This is a genomic window from Apilactobacillus quenuiae (assembly GCF_002994005.1).
In the GTDB taxonomy this organism is placed as follows: domain Bacteria; phylum Bacillota; class Bacilli; order Lactobacillales; family Lactobacillaceae; genus Apilactobacillus; species Apilactobacillus quenuiae.
The window spans coordinates 316,022-340,792 of record NZ_POSN01000003.1 but is presented as its reverse complement, the minus strand read 5'-3'; the positions used below and the strand labels follow the sequence as shown (position 1 = coordinate 340,792).

Below are 24,771 nucleotides of genomic sequence, written 5' to 3'. Positions count from 1 at the left end.
AATAAAAGAAAACATACAAGGAGGTCTTTCATTGGATCGTTCACAATTAAAAATGGAAGCTAATCAAATGTTAAGTAAACATTTTGGCTTCTTTTTTACCCTATTTATACCATATTTTGTTATGGAAATATTAACCAGTATGACTAATAACGGTAGTGAGTCTTTTTCTATGATTGATGGTGTATTACAAACAACATATAATGGTAATTTACTTTTATCAACTGGTCTTTTTGGACTTGTAGCAGTGATATTTTCTTATAGTGCTGAATTCAATATATTAGATGCATGGCGTAATAAAAGTGATTTTGAAAATGGCTTTTCTAAATCATTCAACATTATGTCTAGTCAAAAAGTTTTCTGGGGAACGATTGGTGTGTTTATAATGTCTTTTATTTTCATTACATTATGGGCATTTTTACTCTTCTTCCCTGCATTTATTAAAGCATGTTCATATTCACAAGCAGTATATATCTATCGTGATGCTGCAAAAAATGGTCATCCGATTGGCGTACTAGAAGCTATCACCAAAAGTCGTCAACTAATGGATGGACATAAAGCTGAATACTTTGTCCTAAGACTAAGTTTCATTGGATGGTGGTTTGTTGTAATAATAACATTTGGAATTGCTGCGATTTATGTAACTCCATATACTTCATTAACCATGATCAGATACTATCTTAATTTAAATAATGAAGCATAAAAATAACCGCTAAGATATAAAATCTTAGCGGTTATTTTTTGTAGTAGTTAATAATTTAATTAGCTTTAAATATAATTTTATCTGATAACCATAACTGAAACTGGTGAGTATTTAGCCATGTAAGCAGCTTGACTACCAAAGTGTCTAGATAATCCTTTTTTGGATTCTGATCCAACAATTAATAAATCAGGATTTACCTTAGGGATAACATCCTTAACGATAGTTTCTCCAGCTTCACCTTGTGACGCCATAACTGCAACATCTTTAACGCCAGCTTTTTTAGCTGTTTCTTCATATTTCTTAATATGTTTTTCAAGATCTTCATATTTACCATGAACATACTTTCCAGATAATGCTTGATAAATATTAATATCTTCATCTTCAAGAACTGAAACAATAGTTAACTTAGCATTTTCTTCTTTAGCACGTGCAATAGCATATTTAAAAGCTAAAATGGCGTCATCAGAATCATCAACAGCAACTAGAATATTCTTAAAGTTAATATCCATATTCATATTTTTCATATTTAAACCTTCTATTCTATTAATATTAGTTTAAAGATTAGTCATTATTTAATTCAGGATGAGCATTAATGAATCGCTTATTACCACGGTGTAATTCAGTTAATGTCCAAATTAATAGTAACACAATTAATATGTTGATAATCCAAGCAATAATACCTGCTTGTTTGTCTTGAGCAGCAGTTATCCCATCACCATAGAAACCAGCAACAGAATCATGCATGTTGTATAAGTTAAATCCAGTTAACACAAGAACTGATAACCAACCACAAATGCTTACCCATAATCTATTAGCAAATTTCTTACCCATTTCAACTTTACTATTAGTCATCATTAACAATGGTAGCATTGAGAATGGTAAAGCAAAAGCTAGAAATATTTGGGAGTTTTCAATTAAGTCATTAATAGCTGCATGTTGTTTTAATGTTGATTCACCAGCAGTCATTGATACACAAATCAAAACTGGGATAACTGATATTAAACGAGTAATTAAACGACGTGCCCATAATGGGACTTTCAAGTTAATGAAACCTTCCATAATAACTTGACCAGTCAAAGTACCAGTGATAGTAGAGTTTTGACCAGAGGCTAGTAAAGCAACGGCAAATAATGTTGATAAAATTCCTGATTTAGCAACACTGATCAAAATTGGATTAGATAACATCTTAGTATTATTTAAAGCATCAAATAAACCAAAGAATGAAGTATCTTGAACAGCTCCTGATTTAAATACAGCAACACCCATGATTAATAGTAAAGCATTAACGAAGAAAGCAAAAGTTAATTGAACATTTGAGTCCCATGTTGTAAAACGAATAGTTCTAGCAACATCGTCTTCATCACTATGATCAATCTTACGAGTTTGTGAAATAGCTGAATGTAAATATAAGTTATGTGGCATAACAGTAGCACCAATAATACCTAAAGCACCTGATAATGGAGTCATACCAGCAACTTCATGTCCAGTTGAAACAGTTTCAGGAACTGGAAGTAGACCTTTAAGAGCACCAGCCCAATCAGGATGTGATAGAACTACTTGGTATACGAAAACAAGTAAAATAACCACAATTAAACAAACAACAATTGCTTCAATTTTTCTAAAACCAATCTTAGTTAATAATAGCAATATCAAAACATCAAATACGGTTAAGAATACCGCAATGATTAGTGGAATATTAAATAATAGATATAAAGCAATTGCTCCACCAATAACTTCGGCGATATCAGTAGCCATAATAGCAAATTCTGTCATAATCCATAATACAATTCCTAATGTTTTACTAGTTCTTGCACGAATAGCTTGCGCTAAATCCATCTGACTCACGATTCCAAGTTTAGCTGCCATGTATTGTAGTAACATCGCAATCAAACTTGAGATTAAGATGACAGACATTAATAGGTAACCAAAATTTTGACCACCAGTAATTGAAGTTGCCCAATTACCGGGATCCATATAACCAACGGCAACTAATGCACCTGGACCAGAATATGCGAATAATGTTTTCCAAAATCCCATACCTTTAGGAACGGAAATCTTACCGTTTATTTCATCTAGAGAAGGTCCGTTCGCATATTGAACGAAACCTTTTTTTGCGTGTGAATTGTTTTCACTCAAAACTTTCCACCCTTTCCATAATTAAAAAAACATCTTTCAAGAAGACATATGTATTATACATTATATTTAAATAAAATTAAATGTTTTTTTAGGTAATACTAAAAAAAACATCAATTAAGGTCATATATTGTTATGAATAATATCCTAATAAGCAAAATATTTTGGCCCATTAAATATAAAATATAAAATAAATATAGACATTATGTAAATTCATGCTATTATTTTAGTTTATGTATAAATTTATGAAAGGAGAAAAAATGAAAAGAAAAAATATATACTTAATTTTCATTACTGCTTTATTATTCTTTATTGGAGGAATTAATTCTGTCCATGCGGAAAATAACAATACATCAATTCCATTTACAATAAATGCTATTCATCCCAAAAATCAGATAAATAGCAAAACTAGCTATATCGATGCATTATATAACCCAGGACAAAAACAAAATGTACAAGTAAATGTTAGAAATAGTTCTAACGCTACCCAGCATTTTATCGTTTCCGCGAACGATGCAACTACTAGTAATGGACTCGCAATTGACTATACCAAAAGTAAACAAAAGTTAATTGGCTCACCTAAGTTATCAGAATTAATTGATGGCAATTTAGAACAAAAAATTGCAATGCCTGCAAAAAGTTCTAAAGTTATCACTTTCAAATTGAATATGCCTAAAGAAAAATTTAAGGGCATTATCATGGGTGGAATATCAGTTTACAAAGATGATAGTTATTACAAACAACAAAGTAATAATAAAAACGGTGTCAATATTAGTAATCGATTTGTTTATTCGATTGCTGTGTTATTAAGAAATCAAAAGGGCAATGTATTACCAGACTTAAAACTAATTGATGCTAAACAAGCTCCTGATAATTATGCTCCCGCTGTTACAAGTACACTTAAAAATGATAAACGTAACTTTATTAGTGGTGTTAAAACTGAATCTGTAGTTAAGGATGAGAATGGCAAAACAGTAGCAAAGAATTCAACCAGTTTAGGTCAAATTGCGCCTATTAGCCAGTTTGATTTATCAATACCGTTAAAGGAAACATTATCTCCTGGTGACTATACATTGGATGGCAATGCTAGTGCTAGTGATGGTCAAACATGGCATTGGCACAAAACCTTTAATGTTACTAAACAAAACTTTAATAACACACAAAATAATATTGTGACAAATAAAAAGCCATTCCCATGGACCATGATTATAATCATTAGCTTAATTGTAATTATCATAATTTTATTATTAATTCTATTGTTTATATTCCTAAAACGTAGAAAGAATGATGAAGAAGACAATCAAAATAAATAGTTTTTATTTTGAGGAGCGATTTAATTGATTAAAAAAAAGACAAAAATATGGGTACTATCCTTTTTCTTATGTACGATTTTATTTTCAATTTCAGTTAAAGCTGATACAAACATTTCAGACGATCCACCACATAATGATAAGAATGTTTTTGATGATAATTTTTTTAAGAACCATCAATATGTAAACCGGATTAAATCAGATAATGGTACAAAAGGTAGTTCAAATTTTAATAACTATGACAATAGTATTAGAAATATTCAAATGGGGTATGATGATACGAAACCATATATTCAATTTGATTATGGTAGCCCCGGAGGTACTGGTGGAGCCAATAGGTATGTTAACTTTCAAATGGAATTTGATAATGATTTCAGAAATTCTGAAAATATGATAGATGGTGATAATTCTAAACTTTATTACAAATCTAATAATGATCCTATTGAGTTTAATTTAAATAAGAATAATAATAAAAAAATCATAACTTACGATCACTATACACAAAATAATCAAAGAGTTTATAGCTTTAAAATAAGTCTGAAAGGTATGAATTATCATAGTGGAATAATAACCGTAAGATTATATTTGAATAGTTCGGTTTCAAATGAACCAAAAATGAATTTCAATACTAATTCTTATAATAGTAGTCCTTTAGTTTATCTTTATTACAAATCAGGCGATTATAATTACAAGCCCGACAATAATTTCACACCTGAATATCATATTTTTGAAACAGCTCAAACTTTAACTTACAGTGACTTAATTAAAGCATCAATTGAAAAAATTAAGAATGTAGAAAGACAAATCCGGTTAAAAATTAGTAAATCTAAATTTAGCAAACAGTATAATTATAAAAATTTAATAAATAAAGAAGTAGATAACAATTCCACCTTTAAAATGTATAATTCTCCACATTCATATTTAAATATGAACTTAATAAAATATATCGTAAATGGCATCAAAAATTCACCTGGTTTGATTCAAACACAAGAAAATATATTAGATAAATTAAGCAAAATTTATTTACTTAAAATAAATAGTATGCCAGATTTATTCTTTGAAAGTACTAACAGTAGTAGTGGAATGACACAATTATCATCTCAAACATTGAACAGTAACCTAGTATTATCAAAATTTAATGTAAGTGATTTTAATATAAGTGTTAAGTTGTCAACATTAAAAAACAAACATAATCAAGTATTATCAAATACAAGTTTTATCATTAATAACCAAAGAGCAATGCCTGGAGAAAGCATAAATTATTTTAATAATAAGGGATCTAATAATGGAACTTTTGACTATAGTGTTAATAAAAATAATATTATATTAGATTTTACCCCATCACCTTCAGGAAAATATCAAGGAATTGCAACATGGAATTTGGTCAATGGACCATAGAAAATAGAATTACAATGAATTTATAAAGGGAGATTTTAATATGAAAAAATTATTATTATGTACAGCTGCCTTAACAATGTTTGCTGGAAGTTCAATCATTTTGAGCAAAACTAATACTAAGGCTGATAATATTAATGGTAATAATAATGTGACAAATACAATGTTTAAAATAGATAATTCTGGAAACCATACTTTTCCAGTTGATCCAATTACACCACAAAATGAATTGCCTAATGACGGTAAAAATAACAATATAACTGACACTAATTCTAGTGGTGAGTTAACACTTGATGCTGTCCCTACTGATTTAAACTTTGGTCAAACAACTAACCAAGCAGAAAATGGAAATAATAATGAAACTATTTACAACAATCAAAATAATAATGGTCAGTATTACTACACGCAAGTAACAGACAATAGGAATAATAAACCAGGTTGGAATTTGACTGCAACATTAAGTAATCCAATGCAATCAGAAAATGGAGCAAAATTAAAGGGAGCGTCAATAACTTTTAACTCTAATGATGGTGCAAAACCAGCATATGGAAATGCTACAGAAACAGATAATGATAATCAAGCTCCTACAAATAACAAATTATTCTCTTTATCACAAAATGATGGCACAAAACAAGTTATGCAGGCCAATCAAAATCAAGGTGGTTTAACTTGGTTTGATTTATTTAACTCTATTCAATTAAAATATGGGCAATCACAATCAGGTACTTATAATGGTACTATTACTTGGAATTTGACTTCTGGTGCATCTGATAATGGTGTAAATTCCAGCACTCCAAAATAATAAATTATTAAAAAGTTTTGCATACGCAAAGCTTTTTTATTTATCTCATTAACATAAAATACGAACTATTACAAACGTTGACAAATTAATGTTAATGTCTCATAATATTTGATAATTTTATTCGTATAAAAAAAGGATGGGACTATCAAAATGCAAACTATCGATTTATTGATTAAGAATGGAAAAGTTTTAAATGTTTTTACTAAAAAATTTGAAAAGAAAAATTTATGGATCAATGATGGAAAGATAGTCTCCACTGAAAATGAATCTGAATTTAAAGCAACAAAAATTATTGGTGCTAGCAATCAGTATTTAGTCCCTGGTTTTATTGATTCACATGTTCATATTGAAAGCTCATTAATCACCCCATCTGAATTGGGCAAAGTGATTGTTCCAATGGGAGTTACCTCAGTGGTTACCGACCCACATGAAATTGCGAATGTAGCTGGCATTGATGGCATCAAATATATGATTAATGATGCTAAACAATCTCCGTTAGATGTTTTTGTTATGCTTCCTTCTAGTGTTCCAGCTACTTCTTTTGAACATAATGGTGCAACTTTAAACGCTTCTTCATTAAATTCTCTTTATAATGAACCATCTGTCATCGGATTAGCTGAGGTCATGGACTTTCCGGCAGTTCATAATCGTGACCATGATATGATGAAAAAAATTAATGATGCTTTAGAAAAAGGCTATCAAGTTGATGGTCATGGAGCTGGTCTATCAGCCAAGCAATTAGGCGAATACAAGGAAGTCGGTATTTCTACTGACCATGAATCTACTGATTTAAACCAAATGTATGACCGTCTAGATGTTGGAATGAATATCTTCTTACGCGAAGGTACTGTTGAAAGAGACTTGCAAAATACCATTCAAGCAGTCAATGAAGATAATATTGATAAATTTTCATTTTGTACTGATGACAAATTTATCACTACCATTATTAATGAAGGAAGTATTAATTTTAATATTCAGCTAGCGATTGAATATGGTATTAAACCAGAAGATGCTTATGTTATGGCTAGTTTAAATGCGGCTAAAGCACATAAAATTAATAATTTGGGAGCCTTAGCTCCTGGATATAAAGCTGACATTTTAATGATCTCTGATCCTAAAAAGGTGGATGTAAAACAGGTGATTAAAAATGGAAAAGTAATGACGGAAAATAATTTTAAAACAACTCCATTGAAATTCACTAAAAATACTGTTCATCAAAATATCAAATTAGAAGATCTAGCGTTACCATTAAAAAGTAATCAAGAATGCCATGTCATTGGTATTCAACCTAACCATATTGAAACTGATCATTTAAAGATAAAAGTGCCAGTTGAAGATGGCGCGTTCAAATCTGATTTAGAAAATGACATTCTAAAAATGGTGGATGTTGAACGTCATCATAACTTAGGTACCTTTGGTCTTGGTTTAGTTCATGGCTTTAATATTAAACACGGTGCGATTGCTACTACAGTTGCGCATGACTCACATAATATTGTGGCTGTTGGAACTTCCGATGAAAGTATTTATAAAGCCATTCAAGAAATTACAAAAGTTGGTGGTGGAATTGCTGTAGTTGATGATGAAAAAGTTTTAGCCACCATGCCATTACCAGTAGCTGGACTAATGTCTAATAAATCATGGCAAAATGCTAGTGAAGATTTAAATGCAATTACTCAAGCATTTAAACAAATTAGCGGTGAGATTAATTTCAATCCATTTATTACTCTATCATTTCTAACTTTGCCAGTTATCCCAACTATTAAATTAACTGACCAAGGGTTATATGATTTTAATCAACAAAAATTTATTGATATTCAACCTAAATAAAAAGACTTAGCATTAGCTAAGTCTTTTTATTCGCCTTTAATTCCTTCAATACCTTCTGTAAAAATAAAGTATACTAAAACTAAAGCAGAAACTGAATCAGCCCACCAAAAGCCAAACAATTCGTTTAATACTATCCCTACTAATACCGTTCCGGCAATATATGCACAAGTAACATTACAATAACTATCTTCAATCAAAGCACCTGAATTTAATAGATTACCATAACGACGTTTTTTAATAATAAAAAATGGCATGATTAATATAGATAAAATTGCAATAATAATTCCTGACAACGAATCATCAGCCACCCCATGACCAAATAAGTTCAGAAAAGAAGTGAGCGTCACGTATACTGACAATAATATCAATATTATTCCCACTAATCTTGAAGTAATTTTTTCTACTTTTTCAATCGTTTCACTATCTGCACCATTAGCTTCTTTTTTCAAGCGCCAAATTAATATGCTACCAGAAATAATTTCTAAAAAGCTATCTAATCCAAAAGCAATTAATAAAATAGATTTAGCCATAATTCCTGAATATAATGCAACCACAAATTCAAGTAACATCCATAATGTTGATAAATATTCAATGTTAATACTTTTTCTAAGTGTATTATTCGCCATGCTTTTTCCCCCTAATAACATGACTAGAATGTTGAACCGCTTCATTTACAATATCTAAAATATGCGGATCATCTAATCGATAATAAATAGATTTTCCTACTCGATTAGTATCTACTAATTGATGTTGCTTCAAAATAGATAATTGATGTGAAACTGCAGATTGTTCCAGGTTAAGTATCTTACTCAATTCATTTACATTAATATCCTTGTCTTCTAAATTAACTAACATTTTTAATCTAATTTCATTACTCAATAACTTGAATATTTGACTGGCTTCTTTTAAATAATTTGTATTCATGTTATCCTCACTTTTCATATGAATTTTTTAACATATGAAAATTATATCATATATTAAATAAAATAAAAGGATGATTGCTCATCCTCAAATTTAAAATAGGTAGAATAACTTAATATTATATGCAGCTGAGAATTGCGTATAAGCTAAAATCAAAGCTAAAATACCGGTTAGTATTCTAATGTATTTAACTGGTAAAACTCTAACAATCTTAGGTCCTATGTATCCGCCAATAAAGAAACCAATTCCTAATGGTAAAACTAAGATCCACACAATGTGTGCTTCAAATGAATAATAAATGGTTGCAACAATATTAGCAGCACCCATCGCAACATTTCTAATTGCATTACTTACTGTATATTCATTTGAACTGGTTCTAGTTAATAATACCAATAACAAAATTCCAGATGCAGCACCAAAGTAGCCACTATAAGTACCGATTAAATATACTAAGAAAATAATTAATATATTGCGTAACCATGAATGTTGATTAACATGGCCTTTGCGTGGTTCAAAATTGTTAGCCCCTTTATGTTCATGTTCATTTTTAGACGGAATAAGAATCATAATTCCACCAGCAGCAATAAAAACTGGAACAATATGCGTAAAACTAGATGATGGTAATGCAGTTAATAAAATGGCTCCAGTAATGCCACCAAAGAAAATAATAATCATCGTTTTAAGTAATTCTTTCCAATGGTTATGTAATTCTTGAGTTGATGAAACAGCTGAACCAATTGAATTAAACATTAATGCGGCCTTGTTTACCACATTGGCAGATACAGCTGGCAATCCTGCAAAATATAACAATGCTGGATATGAAGCCAGTGAAGCTAAACCAGTCACAGTGCCTAGAATGCCTGCCAAAATTCCAACAGGTATAAATAGAAAAATTATCCATATGCTAATCCCAAAAAGAGTAATTTTAATCGACCTTCTTTTTATAAAGTGATAATTCTAATCTAATTCTAACAATATTAAGTAAAAAACTAAACTAAATGATTATAATAAAAAAGCCATGTTTAAATAATTTAAGCATAGCTCTAATTTTTAAAAGAAATAGAATAAACGAATATTGTAAGCTGAAGAAAATTGCGTATATGCTAAAACTAAAGCAAGAATACCAGTAACAATTTTAATCAATTTAGTTGGCAAAACACGTACTAATTTAGGGCCAACATAACCACCAATTAAAAAGCCAATTCCTAATGGAATTGCTAGTGCCCAATAAATATGGGTACTACCATGTTGACCATACTTAAAGGAATATAAAATAGTACCAATTACATTCGCCGAACCCATTGCAACATTTCTAATTGCATTATAAACAGGGAATGGATCCTTACTAGTTCTTGATAGTACGGCTAATAAGATAACTCCTGCTGCAGCACCAAAATAACTACCATAGATACCAATTAAGAAGTAACCGATAATTAGTGCAAGATCAGCTAACATTTTCTTTGATCCTACTGATTTTTCTGCAAATTCAGTAGAAGTATTTGCTTTAGTAGTGTCCTTAGATGGTAACAAAATACCAATACCTGCGGCTGCAATGAAAACTGGTACTGCATATTCAAAATCCTTTGAAGGTAATAATGTTAGTAAAATCACACCAACAATTCCACCAAAGAAAATGATCGTCATAACTTTCATTAGTTCTTTGCCATGACCTTTTAATTCTTGTTTAGAAGAAAGGCCGGAACTTACAACATTAAATAACAATGCTGAAGTATTCGTAATATTGGCTGAAATTGGATTCAAAGCTCCACCGGTAAAATATAATAAAGCCGGATAAGAAGCTAGTGAAGCTAATCCAGTTACAGTACTTAAAATTCCCGCAATTACACCTACTGGTATAAATAATAGCAGGGTCCAAATACTAAATCCTAAAATAGTAATAATAAAAACTCCCTTAATAATATTAAATAATACAACTATATATAATATGCCTTTATAAAAAAAATTCAAATATGGAATAAAAAAAGCACTAATAAAATAATATTATTAGTGCTTTATTCTTTTAATCGTTAATTTTTAGTTGTGAACTATTTTCACTTAATTTAATATTACCAGTGTGTAAATGTCCACCACGATAGAACTTCACTTGAATAGTTGAACCTATCTTTTGTTCATATAAAATACTTCTAATTTGATCTTGACTACTAATCTTCTTACCAGCCAATTCAGTAATTACATCGTACTTTTTCAATCCAGCATTAGCAGCAGGACCATTCTTGGTAACATCAAATACTACTACTCCATTTTCAACTGATGAAGGTAGTTTCAATACAGACTTTTGTTGACTGACAGCAATATTAGATAAATTAATATATCTAATACCTAATGCAGGACGTTCTATTTTACCATTTTTAACCAATTCATTAATAATCCTAGTAACTTCATTACTTGGAATAGCAAAACCAATTCCTTCAACGCTGGTACCTTGACCATCAGAAGCTAATTTCATAGAATTAATTCCAATAACTTGTCCAGCTAAATTAATTAATGGTCCACCAGAGTTACCAGGATTAATAGCAGTGTCAGTTTGAATAACTGAAGCTGTATTCCCAGTTTGTTGACCATTAGAACCCGTTAATTGAACTTCACGTTTCTTAGCAGAAATAATTCCTTGCGTTAATGATGAAGCATAAGCTGATCCTAATGGAGAACCAATAGCAAGTGAAGTTTCACCTACATTAATGTTATCAGAATTACCGAAGCTAGCAATATCTTTAATTTGACTACCATTAATCTTCAAAACTGCTAAATCAGTAACTGAATCACGTCCCACTAATTTAGCTTCTAATTGTTTACCATTGCTTAATAAAATTTGTAATGCTGAGGCTCCCGCAACCACATGATTATTAGTAACAATATAAGCTGCGTTACCACTCTTTTTGTAAATTACACCAGAGCCTTCACTATTAGCTTCTAATTTATTAGAATCTTTACTACTTTGGTTTTCACCGAAAATGGAGGCAAATGGATCATTACTTGATTGTGATTTTTTTAAATTAATAACTGAAACAACTGAATTTTTGACCGCTTTATAAGCTTTTTCAGATTGATTTTGTACATTAACTTTAATATTTGAAGTTCCAGTAGTACCACCAGCATTAGATCCAGTCGGAACTGCCGTATCCAAACCAGAATTTTGGAACATATTAATTCCACCATAAGTAATTCCACCACCAAGTAATCCTGCAACTAGCGCTGCTATGACTACTTTGGGCATTAAATGATTATTATTTTTCATAAATAATCCTCCCCACTTTTACTATGTTTATATTATAACTTTGAAGCTTAAAATAAGCTAAAAAAAGCACTATAAAGTATACAATGATGATGCTTGTTCAACATCAGTATCTAACAAATCAAAATCATGATCTACACCAAAATCATGTTCTTCTAACATAGAAGCAACCGTTAAATGCGCTAATTCTTTTACATTATTATGGTGACTACGATGACCAATAAAAATATATTCAGTATTGCAACCAATACAATCCATTAACGCATTAGCGCCATCTTCATTAGATAAGTGACCTTCATCGCCCATAATCCTTTGTTTCAATGACCATGGATATTCACCACTTCGCAGCATTTCTAAGTCATGGTTACATTCAAAAACATATGCATTAGCATTATTAATCACACCAAGAATGCGCTCAGAAACGTATCCTACATCAGTAATTACAACAAAACTTTTATTATGGTGATGAAAATTATAAAATTGTGCTCTTGCTGCATCATGCGATACAGAAAAGCTTTCAATATCTAAATCGCCAAATGACAGAGTCATATTAGGAGGAAAAATATTTTTTTGTTCTTCTGAAACATTACCAATCGTTGAAGCCATCGCATCCCAGGTTTCCTCGTTAGCATAAACATTCATTTTAGGATATTTACGTGCCAAAATGCCAACAGCTTTACTATGATCATTATGCTCGTGAGTCACTAGTAACATATCCACATCATTTATATCACGGCCAATTGACGTCATTAGTTTTTCAATCCGAATACCACTTAATCCAGCGTCTAATAAAACCTTATGTTTATTGGTTTCAATATAGGTAACATTTCCACCACTACCGCTGGATAGAACACTAATGCGCATCGAATCAGCATTGTTACTCATAATATTCCTCATTTCTATAATCTAGTTATTATTAACACTGTCTCTAGCGGATTTTGTTGTCCCACTACCATCTAAAATAGCTCCTGTGTATGCATTAATTCGCTTAATAGTTGAAGTTGAAGAATTATCACTATTAAATGAAATAACCCAAGTTGGAATTAATACTTGATTATCTTTAATCGAAAGTAGTCTGGTGTAATATAAATGAATCCAATTAATTTTAGAATTATTAGGAATTTCATTATATTGGTATAACCCCACTAATGCACTCTTATTAGAAATAACATCAGACTTTTCACGAAGAATTTTTACATTATCCAAGTAACTTTGTGTATACCCAGTTAAAGTATGGTCATCACTAATATCAAATTTAATTTGACCACGAGTGCCAGAATAAATATGCCTATCTTCAGCTTTTTGTAGATAAACAATCGTATTATTGGTAGATAACGAGGAACTATATTCATAATCTGACCCGTTAGAAATAAAGTTTTTCTGCTTAATTAATTTATTCAATAATTCTTCTGGATTAGAATAATAAATACCGTAAGGACGTTTAAATGTACTTCTTAAAATATTATTATTGTAAGAAAACTTTTGATTTTTCAAATGTTTACTATCTCGTTTTAAATTATTATTTAAAGTTGCAGACAAATAGTATCCAGTACTTTTTTTATCGGTGAGATTGAGTTTAAAATTAATTTGATCATTCTGCATTTGTTTTATGATTTCAGAATTACTACCTTGATTAACATTTTCACTTTGCAAAGAAGTGTTTTGATGAAACATCATAAAAAGAAATACATCAATCATTACAAAAATAGCCAAAAATATTATCTGAATCTTCTTAAAATCCATTCAATTCACCCCAATCTCTAATATCCAATTTTATTAATCATTTGGTCATAGTTATTCCAACGACCATTATAATAAATAAACCAAGTAGGTTGTAATGTAACTAATATATTAGAATTTTTAGAACTACTCCATTGATAACCTAATTCAATTGGACCAATTTTTTTAGTATCATAACCTGATTTGGACAAATCATTTACAACTTCATTAGTAGTTTTCATTTTAATATCAGAGCCACCAGTAGGAACTGGAATTTGTAAATTATTTAATGAGAAGTTATATCTTAAAGATGTATTATCAACTAATTTTATTTGAACAGCTCCATATTGATTTTGATTAAAAATTGGAAAGCCTTCGACATAATTACGATAGATAATCGTAGAATTTTTAGGGCTATAACTAAAGTATCTAAGATTGCTTAAATTATCACTAATATTCAACTTAGAAATATTCTTATAGGAATCAATTAATGTCTGGGTGAAATCACTGGATATAAAATTAGGTCGACTATCAAAATATTCTGCTTCACCATTATTATAAAAGGTTAATTGTTTAGAAGACTGATCATTGTAAACAACTGAATTACGATGACGCTTAATATTATTAGTGTTATGCAAGTTAGGTAATAAACGAGTTACATAATAATTTTGTGAAGTTTTATTAATCAAATATCCATACTGTGGCATCTTAAAAGATTTAATAAAATCAATTGTTGGCGTTTTATTAACCATCTCTATTTTTACCGGAATTGTTCCAACATTGTTTTTAATAGCATTTTTTAAACCTGAAACATTGGTATTCTTAAATTTAGCTTTATAAATATTGAAACCATTATCACTCATTAAATAAATTTCATTACTATCATTAAAAGGAACAACGATTCTATTAATACTGCGATTCGGTCCTTTAGACAATGAGTCATTAATAAATTTACTAAAAATTTTGATAGAAATTTTAGAAGGATAATTTAAAATAATGGAGTTATTATATTGCAAAAACTTTTTGTATTCAGAAACATTCCCTGACGATAACTTTTTAATTGACTTATTATGATAATTTTTCATCTGATTACCAACTTCAGAAATTAAGTTAATTGAATGATTAGTCAACATATTCTGTTTACCATTTTCATCAGTCTTAATTAATTGAGTAGGTGAATATACATATGACATAGGTTTATTATCAATAGATGAGTTATTATTTAAACTTGTTTGTTGGCTATCACGGTAATGAGCTGGATTAACCCAAATTGAAGAAGATAAAACCACACTAACTACAACTGCGATAGATAGTAATCCTGGTAAAAATAAGTTTTTAATTTTCATCCCAAAGGTCCTCCTCAATTGGTTCATATGGTAAAGCAATATAGAAAGTAGAACCCTTATTTTCAGTACTTTCAACCCAGATTCTACCGCCTAAAGCTTGAATAACTTCTTTTGAAATGGCCAAACCTAAACCAGTTCCACCTTGTGCTCTGGAACGAGCTTTATCAACGCGATAAAAGCGATCAAATATATGAGGAATTGAACTCCGTGGAATTCCTAGTCCCTGGTCTTTAACGCTTAAAATAACATTGTTGTGCGTCTCATAAAGTGAACAAGTAATCGTTCCACCATCGGGCGAATATTTAATTGCATTATTCATTAAATTATCAATAACTTGAGTAAATCTATCGGTATCAATTTCTACCCATAAATCAATTTTAGTGAATTTTCTGATAATTTTATAATCTTTCATAGGTTTCTTACTATCATCATCACTTTTAATAATCATATCAAAACGATCTAGAATATAGTTAAATAACTCTTTAATATTCACTAGTTCTTTATTAATTTTTTGCGTATTAGAATCCATTCTGGATAATGTCAACAAATCATTAATCATTCTAATCATTCGATCAGTTTCATCTTGTGTTACTTTTAAGAATTTAGGTGCAATCGTATTATCTTTCCAAGCACCATCTTGTAAGGCTTCAATATATGAATGCACACTGGTTAGAGGCGTTCTTAGTTCATGAGAAACATTAGAAACAAATTGCTTACGATCATTATCAATCTTTTGTTGTTCAGTAACATCATGTAAAACACATACTAGACCAGAAACAAATCCAGATTCTCTCTGGATAAGTGAAAAATGAGCATGTAAGATTAAATCATGAGAATGATCAGAACGATCAATAATTGTTTCATCAGGATTTTCAATAATTTCTCTTAAAGTATATTCTTCACCAATATCTAAAACATCAAGAATAGATTTATCAATTGCTTCTGATTCTGAAATTTCAAGTGAGTTAGCAGCTTCATCATTCATAATGATTACTTTTCCGCGCCGATCAGTCGCAATCACACCATCAGTCATGTTAGTTAACACCGAATCAAGTCTTTGTCTTTCAGATTCAGTAGATTCTTGGGACTCTTCAACTTTAACTGATAAGTTGTTAACTGCATTAGCCAATTGACCTAACTCATCTCGACCGTAAACATGAACTTGACCTGAATAATCACCCTTAGCAATTTGTAATGTTTGTTGTTTCATTTCATCAATTGGCTTAGTAATTGCTCTAGAAATGACAATCGAAATTAACAATCCTGCTAAAATAGCAACTAAAGCGGCAGCAACATATATCAAAGTAATTTGATTGATTTCTTTATACACTGAATCTAAATTGGCACGAACATATACAACCCCTACTAACTCATTATTACTACTCTTAATTAGAGGGGTAATAACTGTGTAGTATCTACTAGAATTACTAGAATCACTAATAATTCCACTATAAGATTGACGATTAATCAAAGTATTTTTGATGTTAGTTTTTACATTTTTTTGACCAACTTGACTTTGATTTCCACTTTCATTGGTCCCACGAACTGTATTCTTGGCATCAACTACTTCAACTTCAGTAGAATTTTTATTATCGATATCTGACAATAAAGAGCTAATACCAACATTTGCTTTGCTAATATTAGTTTTTGAAAGCTCGTTAATTAAGGTTGTATTTACATATGTAGGAAGTTGTACTTGTTTTTTATAAGAGTCAACATTCTTAGTTTCCAGTTGACTAACAAAAACAGCTCCTACAATTTCTAAAGTTACTAATAAAATTAACGCTAAAACCAGCGCAATCTTAAAATGAATTGATTGGAAATACTTAATTTTATTATTCAATGTAAAATACTCCTTATTGAATAGTTAAGTAACTATTCATTTTCTGAATTTCTTAAATAGTAGCCAACACCACGTCTAGTAATTAACCAAATAGGATGACTAGGACTATCTTCTATTTTTTCTCTTAATCTACGAACTGTAACGTCAACTGTTCTAACATCACCAAAGTAATCATATCCCCAAACAGTTTGCAACAAGTGTTCACGAGTCATAACTTGGCCAATATGTTGGGCTAAATAATGTAACAATTCAAATTCACGATGAGTTAATTCGATATTTTCTCCACGTTTACTTACGGTGTAAGCTTCTGGATGAATTACTAAGTCACCAATCTGAATATCTTTATTTTCATCATCTTTTGCTTGAGCATTATCGTTGCTAGATTGTCTTCTTAAATTAGCTTTTACACGAGCAACTAGTTCACGGTTAGAAAATGGCTTCGTAACATAATCATCAGCACCTAGTTCTAATCCAAGGACTTTATCTAGTTCAGAATCTTTTGCTGTTACCATAATAATTGGCATGTCATGATTTTTTCTAACTTCTCGGGCTACTTCCAGACCATCAATTTTAGGCAACATCAAATCTAGAATGATTAAATCTGGAGAGTCATCTTCGACCTTTTGAATAGCTTCTTCACCATCATAGGCAACAGAAACTTCATAACCTTCTTTTTCTAAGTTGAACTTTTCAATATCTGTTATCGGTTTTTCGTCATCTACTACTAAAATTTTTGTCATAAACTATACTCTCCTTTTACAAGAATATTTTATATTTTGGATTGATTATTTTTATTTTAAGTTTTCTTAGGTTAATTTTAATTAACCATTAATATTATAACACGCAAAACCCATTCATTTCTTCATAGGTAATCTTATGAATTACAAATTTAATTATCTTTAAATATTTGTAATATTTTTTCAAAAACACTTGTCAAAATATTTTCTAAATGATATTATATTATTTGTTGAGTTAATAACAACTTAATAAGTGTTTGGGCAGTTAGCTCAGTTGGTAGAGCAACGGACTCTTAATCCGTGGGTCCAGGGTTCGAGCCCCTGACTGCCCATAACTGATATAAAAGCTATCTTGATAAGGTTATAAAATCTTATTAAGGTAGCTTTTTTTGTTTATAAATATATAATCACTCCTTTCATTATCCATAATAATAAATAAACATTTTCCTTAAAATTTAAAAGTCATTATATTAGACTATAATTTTACGTCGTGGTATATTAAATCGTGCAAGATATAATTATATAAAACAACGTTGTCCTTGCAAATTTATGATATCTATTACAAGAGATATGAAAATTATATATTAGGTAATACATAATCTTTGTATTTCATCATATTTAATTTCTTCATTTTCTCAGCATTTAAAAGGAGAAGGATTTTTATGTTTAAACACACTCGTAAATTACAATATAACGCTAAGCCAGACAGACCAGATCCATTAATGGCACGTAGATTACAGGAATCACTTGGTGGTCAATGGGGTGAAGTAACTGGAATGATGTCCTATTTATCACAAGGCTGGTCATCTACTGGTGATGAAAAATATAAAGACCTATTATTAGATACAGGAACTGAAGAAATAGCTCACGTAGAAATGATTTCTACCATGATTGCTTATCTTTTAGAAGATGCTCCTTTAAACCCTAGTGAAGAAGATTTAAAGAAAGACCCTTCATTAGCTGCAAAATATGCTGGAATGGATCCAGAACATTCAATTGTTCACGGAATGACAGCTAGTTTAAATAACCCTAATGGTGGTGCTTGGAATGCAGGTTACACTACCTCAAGTGGTAATCTAGTTGCTGACATGAGATTTAATGTTGTTCGTGAATCAGAAGCTAGATTGCAAGTAAGTCGTCTATATTACATGACTGAAGATGAAGGTGTTCGCGACATGCTAAAATTCTTATTAGCTCGTGAAACTCAACATCAATTACAATTTATGAAAGCTCAAGAAGAATTAGAAGAAAAATATGGTGTCGTTGTACCTGGCGATATGAAAGATATTGAACATGACGAATTTACTCATGTGCTAATGAACTTCTCTGATGGTGAAGGTTCACGTGCATTTGAAGGTCAAACTGCCAAAGATGGTAAAAAGTTCACTTATCAAGAAAATCCGGAAGCAATGGGTGGAATTCCAAAAACAAAACCTGCAGACAAACGTCTTCATAATGATCAAGGTTAATTAAAATATAATAACTAAAAAAGGATGTTTTCAAAATTGAAAACATCCTTTTTCTATTTAACAAGATTCATAGTAACTAATGTGTAGTTAAAATTATTATTAGAATTATTGCTGACTTTTTTGCTTTTAGACTTAGATAAATTGGTTTTATAATAATATTTATAATTCATTTTCGCATTAACCTTTTGAATTCTAGTTATTACTGCATGTTGTTTTGAGTTAATTAAGTACTCTTTTTCATCTTTAATTTGAGATACAGATGAAATATAAGCACCATTATACCCAGAAGGAACATTTAATTTAATTAAAATATTATTATTAGCGTTCTTCTCAGTCATATTCAAAAATCTAATGGCTGCATTTTTATCAATACTTGTTGATTGAAATGCATTATCAGAATAGACGGAACCAATTTGACTTTTTTGTCCATTCAAGCCCTTTGAATATCCTGATCCATTTAATCCACGATAAACAGTCATTGGTTTCTTTAAATTAAATTTTTTCAAAGCATTTTGAATATTATGAACTTCTTGTTTAGTTTTGGTAATTTTCTTAGATGTTCCGGTTCGAAGATAAGTATTATCATTTTGATACCCAGAATCACTATAATCACCTATAGCTTTATATTGAGCTTTGCTTAACCCTTTAGCCCATTTAGCACCATCTTTTGATAAATTTTTATAATCTTTTCTACTATAATAATAGTCTTTATAAGGATAAGAAACACTATTAATTTCAGGTATTGATAAAGTCGAAGTATTATCAGGAATTGTTACTAACTGATTATTACCATCTTTAAGGTTCATAACGGTACCCTTTTTTATTTGTAATTGGGCATCACTATCTTGGATATTGGCGGTAAAATCTTTATTTGCCACCCTTTGCGTTACTGGTGTATCTGAAACATTAAACTCAGAGTTTGTATTACTATAAGCATATACATAATTAGTCTTTTGCTTGGCTTCAACAGATTGACCTGAAATAAAAACAAAAGCAATGGATAAGGTAGATAACATTGCGATTAAGTATGATCGTTTCATATTTTCCCTCCTCGATGCATTCAATTATATATTTTATAATAATATTTTAAAACATATTTAAATGGTAAATAAAAAATAATCCTCCAATGTTTTGGAGGATTATTTTTTATAGTTCTTTATTTTTAATTCTATATTCCAAATATTCATTGAATTCAGGGCGATCTTCTAGCTTATCAAAGTTTTTATAAATAAACTTATCAAGAGCATGACCCATTCCAACAATTTCAGGAGCAGAAAAGCTTTCGTCTAATTCATCTTGAATTTCTTGCAAGTGTTCATTGTACCCATTCAAAAATTCCTTCAATAAATTAATTTTTTCTTCTGAATCATTAGCTTTAGTTAAATCATCAATTTTAACCATAATTAATTTTTGTAACTTGTAGTAATGATTAAAACGTTTTGCATAAGTTTGTAGTTCTCTCAAATTAGCAATAAATGTGTAACGTTCATCAAATTGTCCATCTAGAGCAATTCTTGAGAAGCGATTAATCATTTTAACAATTGGATCATATTTTTCATCTAGTTTGCTAAGAGTAATTTGTCTTTCTGGTAATTCAATAACCGGTAATTTACGTTCTTCAGGCATAATTAGAAATCTCCCTTTCAGTTATATATTTAATATATATATTTGATATTTCTGTTATTAACATTAATTCATAGTTGCCAATTAGTCAATTAAAACATCGTCAATACAAGTATAGTTAAGTAATTATACTATTATAATTCTGCTTGGCTAAATTTTGATTTTGGATGATTTAAGCATTTTTAAAATTGAAGGAATTAAAAATAAAATGTAAGTTAACAATAACAATCCATTAACTATAAAAATTAATCCTCCGTTATTAAACTTGTTAAATATAAATGAATAAAATAATATTCCTAATGGCATTACAGACATGTTAAAAGTTATAGTCATAGACATCACTCGACCTAGCATTTTGTTTTTCACATTTTTTTGTAGCATTACTTGTACCGAAATATTCATTATTGTAATTAAACCCATTATGAAAAACATTACAATTCCACCAATAATTGATATTCCAATGATTGAATGAATTGAAAATACAAAACCAAATAAGATTAATGAAAGTACAGTCCCAATGATTGGAAAAATGAATTTAATGTTATACCCAGCATTTTTAGGAATAATGTTTATAATTAATCCACCAATCAGCATCCCTAATGACGCACTAGACTCAAGGATACTAATTGGCAGTTTTCCCATATGTAATTGAACTTGAATAATATAAGGCATTCCAGTTGTTATAGCAGTAAAGAAAAAATTAAAGACGACCCCAATCATGATAATATATCTTATAAATTTAAATTTTTTTACATACTCTAATCCTGATTTAAATTTTTCAAGTGATGATTCTTTATTAAGATTACCTGATGAGACATCAGGAAGATAATGGAATTGCATTGAAAATGTTATAAATAAAGATATGATACTAGAAATAATTTCTATGAGAATAAATAAATCAAATCCAAATAATGAATATAAAGCAGCTCCTAACATCGGTGCAAATATTGACGAAATTGCCATTGAACTTTGTACCAGCGAAGTCAACTTTTCAATATTACTATCATTAACTAACTCATGTACTGATGCGTCAACACTAGTACTATTAAAATTGGTAGAAATAGCATCAATACTTAAAAATATGGCTACTGGAATTAATTTATATTCACCTATAAACGTATTAATTGTAAAATAAAATATAATCATTGCTATTATCCTAATAATCATACTAATGACAATAATATTTTTATGGCGATATGTATCAACAATATTACCTATTGGAACCATGAATAATAATCCAATAACGGGGGTTATAATCATACTAAGTCCAAAACTGATTGCTGAATGAGTTGCACTAAGTAGCATCAAGCCCATTGCAAAAGAAAGCATTCCACCGGTAAATGAACCGATTAAATTACTTGTAATATCTTTAATAATTTGAATATTAGATTGATGATCAGTTATATTAACATTGGTGACATTTTCATCCATATAAACTCCTCCTATAATTAGTTCGATAGTATTGTGTTATAAATTAAACTTTAAATAAATCGTGGTGATTAAAATGAACATCTTATCAAATATATTGACTATCCTAGTATCAATTGAGTTTGTATATATTATGTTTATTCAAACATTTAAAACTAATTCCAAAAACACTATTAGAATTTTTAAAATTCCTAATAGTGCAATCAACGACAAATTTACCGGAACCTTAATGAAAAACCAAGGTATTTATAATGGCTTAATTGGATTTTTATTATTATATGGAATATTTATTGCTCCTCATCCCAAAGAAATAGTAATTCCAATTTTAATTTATGCAATTTTGGTTGCAATTTATGGATCATTAACTAGTCAAAAAAGTATCATTATAAAGCAAGGTTTACTCCCAATAATTGCTTTAATAAGCATCATTTTTTCTTTATAGTTTTCCTAATAATTATAAAGATAATAAAAATTGGGGCAAAAATAATTACGATAATATTTATTAAATACTTTTGCAAAAGGTTTAATAGACTACCAGAAAGATCGCCATACGATTGGGTTTCTGAGAATGAATAGTTATAAGGATTATTCATACGAGAACCATTTACTGACCACACACGATTAGTATGGTTTTGGTTTAAATCTTGATTATGTAACTTCATCGCCCGATCTTTATAAGTATCAATCTTACTAATGTGTTTTTTATATAGGATAGGGATTTGATGAACAACATATGGTAATAATATTAATAGTGAAAATATAAAATAATAATCCCAATAACTGTAAACCATTTTAAAGCTAAATGAACTTTGCCCCATTGCAGTTGTAGAACTATTTATTTGAATAGTTTCGTTAAAATAAAAAATAGTAATCAAAGCAAAAAGTCCCCAAATAATAATACCAATGTAATTAAAGACTGATTTGAAAATCAAAAACACCCTCTTAAAATTTTGTTAATATAAATGATACTACTTTTAAATGCAATATTAAATATCGATTATAAATAAATTAGACCTCTTCTAATTATTCTAATTATTTAAATAAAAAAAGTTCTCAAATCATGTTTGAGAACTTTTTTATTGGATAGCAACAGCATAGCGTTTATAGTTATATGCTTTTTCAAACAAGTGAGCTTTAACCCAATATTTGCCACGATTAGGATCAGAAATATGATAATAGCCACGTTCATATCCGTCCATTAGTACAACGTGACTATTTACGATCCCAGATCCCCATTTATAATGTTGATACTCAGGTGTTTCATTATAATGACTAACAATATAAGTCACTACCGGATTTCCCTTTTTAACCTGTTCTCTCAAGTCATTAGTAGTTGCTCCAGTCATATCACTTACATGATGATATAAATTTCCCCAATTACTTAATGCTTTAGGATAAATAGACTGTGGCATATTATTTTGGTTTTCAACGTATGGTGAACCTGCATAACCATTATTTGGATTTTCATCTTTGCTATAAGGCATTTGTTTTAGAAAGCTTGATAAGTTCATATTTAAAAGAATACCTTTTTCATGAAAACCTTCCAATAAACTAGCAGCTTCACAACCATTCCAAGCTCTGTCTGATTGTTGACTAATATAAGGAGCATTTAGTTCTACAACTTTTGCATTTTGTTCAATTGGACGGTCAATATAGGTACCTGGAATTTTGTTGCCACTTACAATCATACTAGCAGTGTAAAAAATAGCTAATGTCACTAAAAATCCCATTGATATTATAGTCTTTTTATATTTAAACAATTTAATTAACCACCTAGTTTTATTTCCATAATAAATATTATATTAATCATAATTAACATAAATGTACATTTTTTTGCTTAACGTATAAAATACCATTTAAGGAGTTGATAAGATTTGTATACGATTTTAAATATTAACATTGACCAAGACGTTTTAGAATTTCCCGCTAACGATGAAGTAATTAAACTAACCGTTAGTAATCATGATAATAAAAATCAAAGTATTAAGAAAGATGATGGTGAAACTTTGATTGATGCCGAAGATAATAATGACTATGTTAATTCATTAATTCAATTAAATCATTTTATCAAAGAATATTATACGTTTTTTAATTATGCTAAATTGTACGATAATGCTAAGCAAAATGGTGAAAGTACTGATAATTTTAAAAAAATTGCATTAGAAAATAAGCCACTTTTAGCGGATGTAGATGATGCATACATAAAAAACGATTTAATTTTAGACTTATTTAAGCAACAATCTGACAAATTAAAATAATTGAGAT

25 protein-coding genes and 1 tRNA gene are annotated in these 24,771 nt (G+C 29.6%); 9 read left to right on the top strand and 17 right to left on the bottom strand.

The window, feature by feature from the left end; genetic code table 11:
- The first annotated feature begins 31 nt into the window (after positions 1-31).
- Positions 32-700 carry a DUF975 family protein gene (locus C7N44_RS05885; protein WP_105956982.1) on the top strand — a complete coding sequence of 223 codons (669 nt, stop codon included), beginning with the start codon at positions 32-34 and terminating at the stop codon, positions 698-700.
- A gap of 77 nt (positions 701-777) precedes the next feature.
- On the opposite strand, the gene C7N44_RS05880 is transcribed toward C7N44_RS05885, so the two are convergent.
- Positions 778-1,209, bottom strand: coding sequence for a universal stress protein (locus C7N44_RS05880; protein ID WP_105957007.1), 432 nt, complete (start codon positions 1,207-1,209; stop codon positions 778-780).
- A gap of 52 nt (positions 1,210-1,261) precedes the next feature.
- Positions 1,262-2,836, bottom strand: coding sequence for an Nramp family divalent metal transporter (locus C7N44_RS05875; protein WP_105956981.1), 1,575 nt, complete (start codon positions 2,834-2,836; stop codon positions 1,262-1,264).
- Between the two features lie 257 nt (positions 2,837-3,093).
- On the opposite strand from C7N44_RS05875, the gene C7N44_RS05870 reads away from it, so the two are divergent.
- The 4 genes from C7N44_RS05870 (at position 3,094) to ade (ending at position 8,167) form a co-directional block, all read left to right on the top strand.
- Positions 3,094-4,146 (top strand): DUF916 and DUF3324 domain-containing protein, encoded by a 1,053-nt coding sequence (locus tag C7N44_RS05870; RefSeq protein WP_167387293.1) that lies wholly within the window; start codon positions 3,094-3,096, stop codon positions 4,144-4,146.
- A 24-nt stretch (positions 4,147-4,170) separates the two neighbouring features.
- Positions 4,171-5,541 (top strand): hypothetical protein, encoded by a 1,371-nt coding sequence (locus tag C7N44_RS05865; RefSeq protein WP_105956979.1) that lies wholly within the window; start codon positions 4,171-4,173, stop codon positions 5,539-5,541.
- Positions 5,542-5,581: 40 nt separating this feature from the next.
- A complete protein-coding gene (locus C7N44_RS05860) occupies positions 5,582-6,340 on the top strand; it encodes a WxL domain-containing protein (RefSeq protein ID WP_105956978.1) in 759 nt (252 codons plus the stop codon).
- 150 nt (positions 6,341-6,490) lie between these two features.
- On the top strand, positions 6,491-8,167 hold the full coding sequence (gene ade / locus C7N44_RS05855) for an adenine deaminase (protein WP_105956977.1): 1,677 nt from the start codon (positions 6,491-6,493) through the stop codon (positions 8,165-8,167).
- Positions 8,168-8,193: 26 nt separating this feature from the next.
- On the opposite strand, the gene C7N44_RS05850 is transcribed toward ade, so the two are convergent.
- The 10 genes from C7N44_RS05850 to yycF form a co-directional block, all read right to left on the bottom strand.
- The gene (locus C7N44_RS05850) at positions 8,194-8,793 is read right to left on the bottom strand and encodes a cation transporter (RefSeq protein WP_105956976.1); all 600 of its coding nucleotides are present in this window, start codon (positions 8,791-8,793) and stop codon (positions 8,194-8,196) included.
- Positions 8,783-9,091: an ArsR/SmtB family transcription factor gene (locus C7N44_RS05845; protein WP_318530503.1), complete on the bottom strand. Its 309-nt coding sequence runs from the start codon at positions 9,089-9,091 to the stop codon at positions 8,783-8,785. The genes C7N44_RS05850 and C7N44_RS05845 overlap by 11 nt, the downstream gene beginning before the upstream one ends.
- A gap of 90 nt (positions 9,092-9,181) precedes the next feature.
- Positions 9,182-9,958 carry a sulfite exporter TauE/SafE family protein gene (locus C7N44_RS05840; RefSeq protein ID WP_263851164.1) on the bottom strand — a complete coding sequence of 259 codons (777 nt, stop codon included), beginning with the start codon at positions 9,956-9,958 and terminating at the stop codon, positions 9,182-9,184.
- Positions 9,959-10,138: 180 nt separating this feature from the next.
- Positions 10,139-11,056, bottom strand: coding sequence for a sulfite exporter TauE/SafE family protein (locus C7N44_RS05835; protein ID WP_225362955.1), 918 nt, complete (start codon positions 11,054-11,056; stop codon positions 10,139-10,141).
- Between the two features lie 52 nt (positions 11,057-11,108).
- A complete protein-coding gene (locus C7N44_RS05830; RefSeq protein WP_105956973.1) occupies positions 11,109-12,344 on the bottom strand; it encodes a S1C family serine protease in 1,236 nt (411 codons plus the stop codon).
- A 69-nt stretch (positions 12,345-12,413) separates the two neighbouring features.
- Positions 12,414-13,226, bottom strand: coding sequence for an MBL fold metallo-hydrolase (locus C7N44_RS05825; protein WP_105956972.1), 813 nt, complete (start codon positions 13,224-13,226; stop codon positions 12,414-12,416).
- A 21-nt stretch (positions 13,227-13,247) separates the two neighbouring features.
- On the bottom strand, positions 13,248-14,084 hold the full coding sequence (locus C7N44_RS05820; RefSeq protein WP_105956971.1) for a two-component system regulatory protein YycI: 837 nt from the start codon (positions 14,082-14,084) through the stop codon (positions 13,248-13,250).
- Positions 14,085-14,101: 17 nt separating this feature from the next.
- Positions 14,102-15,406: a YycH family regulatory protein gene (locus C7N44_RS05815; protein ID WP_157945057.1), complete on the bottom strand. Its 1,305-nt coding sequence runs from the start codon at positions 15,404-15,406 to the stop codon at positions 14,102-14,104.
- On the bottom strand, positions 15,396-17,249 hold the full coding sequence (gene walK, locus C7N44_RS05810; protein WP_105956969.1) for a cell wall metabolism sensor histidine kinase WalK: 1,854 nt from the start codon (positions 17,247-17,249) through the stop codon (positions 15,396-15,398). Before walK ends, C7N44_RS05815 begins: the two co-directional genes overlap by 11 nt.
- A 32-nt stretch (positions 17,250-17,281) precedes the next feature.
- The gene (yycF, locus tag C7N44_RS05805; protein WP_105956968.1) at positions 17,282-17,989 is read right to left on the bottom strand and encodes a response regulator YycF; all 708 of its coding nucleotides are present in this window, start codon (positions 17,987-17,989) and stop codon (positions 17,282-17,284) included.
- Between the two features lie 256 nt (positions 17,990-18,245).
- Here yycF and C7N44_RS05800 point away from each other — a divergent pair.
- Positions 18,246-18,318: transfer RNA gene (locus C7N44_RS05800), tRNA-Lys, on the top strand.
- A 330-nt stretch (positions 18,319-18,648) separates the two neighbouring features.
- Positions 18,649-19,455 carry a manganese catalase family protein gene (locus C7N44_RS05795; RefSeq protein ID WP_105956967.1) on the top strand — a complete coding sequence of 269 codons (807 nt, stop codon included), beginning with the start codon at positions 18,649-18,651 and terminating at the stop codon, positions 19,453-19,455.
- A 53-nt stretch (positions 19,456-19,508) separates the two neighbouring features.
- On the opposite strand, the gene C7N44_RS05790 is transcribed toward C7N44_RS05795, so the two are convergent.
- The 3 genes from C7N44_RS05790 to C7N44_RS05780 form a co-directional block, all read right to left on the bottom strand.
- Entirely contained in the window at positions 19,509-20,495 is a 987-nt protein-coding gene (locus tag C7N44_RS05790; RefSeq protein WP_105956966.1) for an ADP-ribosyltransferase, read from the bottom strand.
- Positions 20,496-20,601: 106 nt separating this feature from the next.
- Positions 20,602-21,081 carry a hypothetical protein gene (locus C7N44_RS05785; RefSeq protein WP_105956965.1) on the bottom strand — a complete coding sequence of 160 codons (480 nt, stop codon included), beginning with the start codon at positions 21,079-21,081 and terminating at the stop codon, positions 20,602-20,604.
- Positions 21,082-21,228: 147 nt separating this feature from the next.
- On the bottom strand, positions 21,229-22,509 hold the full coding sequence (locus C7N44_RS05780) for an MFS transporter (RefSeq protein ID WP_105956964.1): 1,281 nt from the start codon (positions 22,507-22,509) through the stop codon (positions 21,229-21,231).
- Positions 22,510-22,582: 73 nt separating this feature from the next.
- Between C7N44_RS05780 and C7N44_RS05775 the strand changes: the two genes are divergently transcribed.
- On the top strand, positions 22,583-22,948 hold the full coding sequence (locus tag C7N44_RS05775; protein WP_105956963.1) for a DUF1304 domain-containing protein: 366 nt from the start codon (positions 22,583-22,585) through the stop codon (positions 22,946-22,948).
- On the opposite strand, the gene C7N44_RS05770 is transcribed toward C7N44_RS05775, so the two are convergent.
- Positions 22,932-23,438: a hypothetical protein gene (locus C7N44_RS05770; protein WP_105956962.1), complete on the bottom strand. Its 507-nt coding sequence runs from the start codon at positions 23,436-23,438 to the stop codon at positions 22,932-22,934. The two genes, C7N44_RS05775 and C7N44_RS05770, sit on opposite strands and share 17 nt — an antisense overlap.
- 144 nt (positions 23,439-23,582) lie before the next feature.
- Complete coding sequence (locus C7N44_RS05765) at positions 23,583-24,266, bottom strand: C39 family peptidase (protein WP_105956961.1); 684 nt, start codon at positions 24,264-24,266, stop codon at positions 23,583-23,585.
- 114 nt (positions 24,267-24,380) lie between these two features.
- Here C7N44_RS05765 and C7N44_RS05760 point away from each other — a divergent pair, with 114 nt between their 5' ends.
- Complete coding sequence (locus C7N44_RS05760; protein WP_105956960.1) at positions 24,381-24,764, top strand: hypothetical protein; 384 nt, start codon at positions 24,381-24,383, stop codon at positions 24,762-24,764.
- Positions 24,765-24,771 lie beyond the last annotated feature (7 nt).

What these genes read in the sequence shown, in the direction of transcription:
- C7N44_RS05880 (WP_105957007.1), bottom strand. Translation starts at nt 1,209, where the DNA reads ATGGATATTAACTTTAAGAATATTCTAGTTGCTGTTGATGATTCTGAT.
- C7N44_RS05870 (WP_167387293.1), top strand. Translation starts at nt 3,094, where the DNA reads ATGAAAAGAAAAAATATATACTTAATTTTCATTACTGCTTTATTATTC.
- C7N44_RS05860 (WP_105956978.1), top strand. Translation starts at nt 5,582, where the DNA reads ATGAAAAAATTATTATTATGTACAGCTGCCTTAACAATGTTTGCTGGA.
- ade (WP_105956977.1), top strand. Translation starts at nt 6,491, where the DNA reads ATGCAAACTATCGATTTATTGATTAAGAATGGAAAAGTTTTAAATGTT.
- C7N44_RS05850 (WP_105956976.1), bottom strand. Translation starts at nt 8,793, where the DNA reads ATGGCGAATAATACACTTAGAAAAAGTATTAACATTGAATATTTATCA.
- C7N44_RS05845 (WP_318530503.1), bottom strand. Translation starts at nt 9,091, where the DNA reads ATGAATACAAATTATTTAAAAGAAGCCAGTCAAATATTCAAGTTATTG.
- C7N44_RS05830 (WP_105956973.1), bottom strand. Translation starts at nt 12,344, where the DNA reads ATGAAAAATAATAATCATTTAATGCCCAAAGTAGTCATAGCAGCGCTA.
- C7N44_RS05825 (WP_105956972.1), bottom strand. Translation starts at nt 13,226, where the DNA reads ATGAGTAACAATGCTGATTCGATGCGCATTAGTGTTCTATCCAGCGGT.
- C7N44_RS05820 (WP_105956971.1), bottom strand. Translation starts at nt 14,084, where the DNA reads ATGGATTTTAAGAAGATTCAGATAATATTTTTGGCTATTTTTGTAATG.
- C7N44_RS05815 (WP_157945057.1), bottom strand. Translation starts at nt 15,406, where the DNA reads ATGAAAATTAAAAACTTATTTTTACCAGGATTACTATCTATCGCAGTT.
- yycF (WP_105956968.1), bottom strand. Translation starts at nt 17,989, where the DNA reads ATGACAAAAATTTTAGTAGTAGATGACGAAAAACCGATAACAGATATT.
- C7N44_RS05795 (WP_105956967.1), top strand. Translation starts at nt 18,649, where the DNA reads ATGTTTAAACACACTCGTAAATTACAATATAACGCTAAGCCAGACAGA.
- C7N44_RS05790 (WP_105956966.1), bottom strand. Translation starts at nt 20,495, where the DNA reads ATGAAACGATCATACTTAATCGCAATGTTATCTACCTTATCCATTGCT.
- C7N44_RS05785 (WP_105956965.1), bottom strand. Translation starts at nt 21,081, where the DNA reads ATGCCTGAAGAACGTAAATTACCGGTTATTGAATTACCAGAAAGACAA.
- C7N44_RS05780 (WP_105956964.1), bottom strand. Translation starts at nt 22,509, where the DNA reads ATGGATGAAAATGTCACCAATGTTAATATAACTGATCATCAATCTAAT.
- C7N44_RS05775 (WP_105956963.1), top strand. Translation starts at nt 22,583, where the DNA reads ATGAACATCTTATCAAATATATTGACTATCCTAGTATCAATTGAGTTT.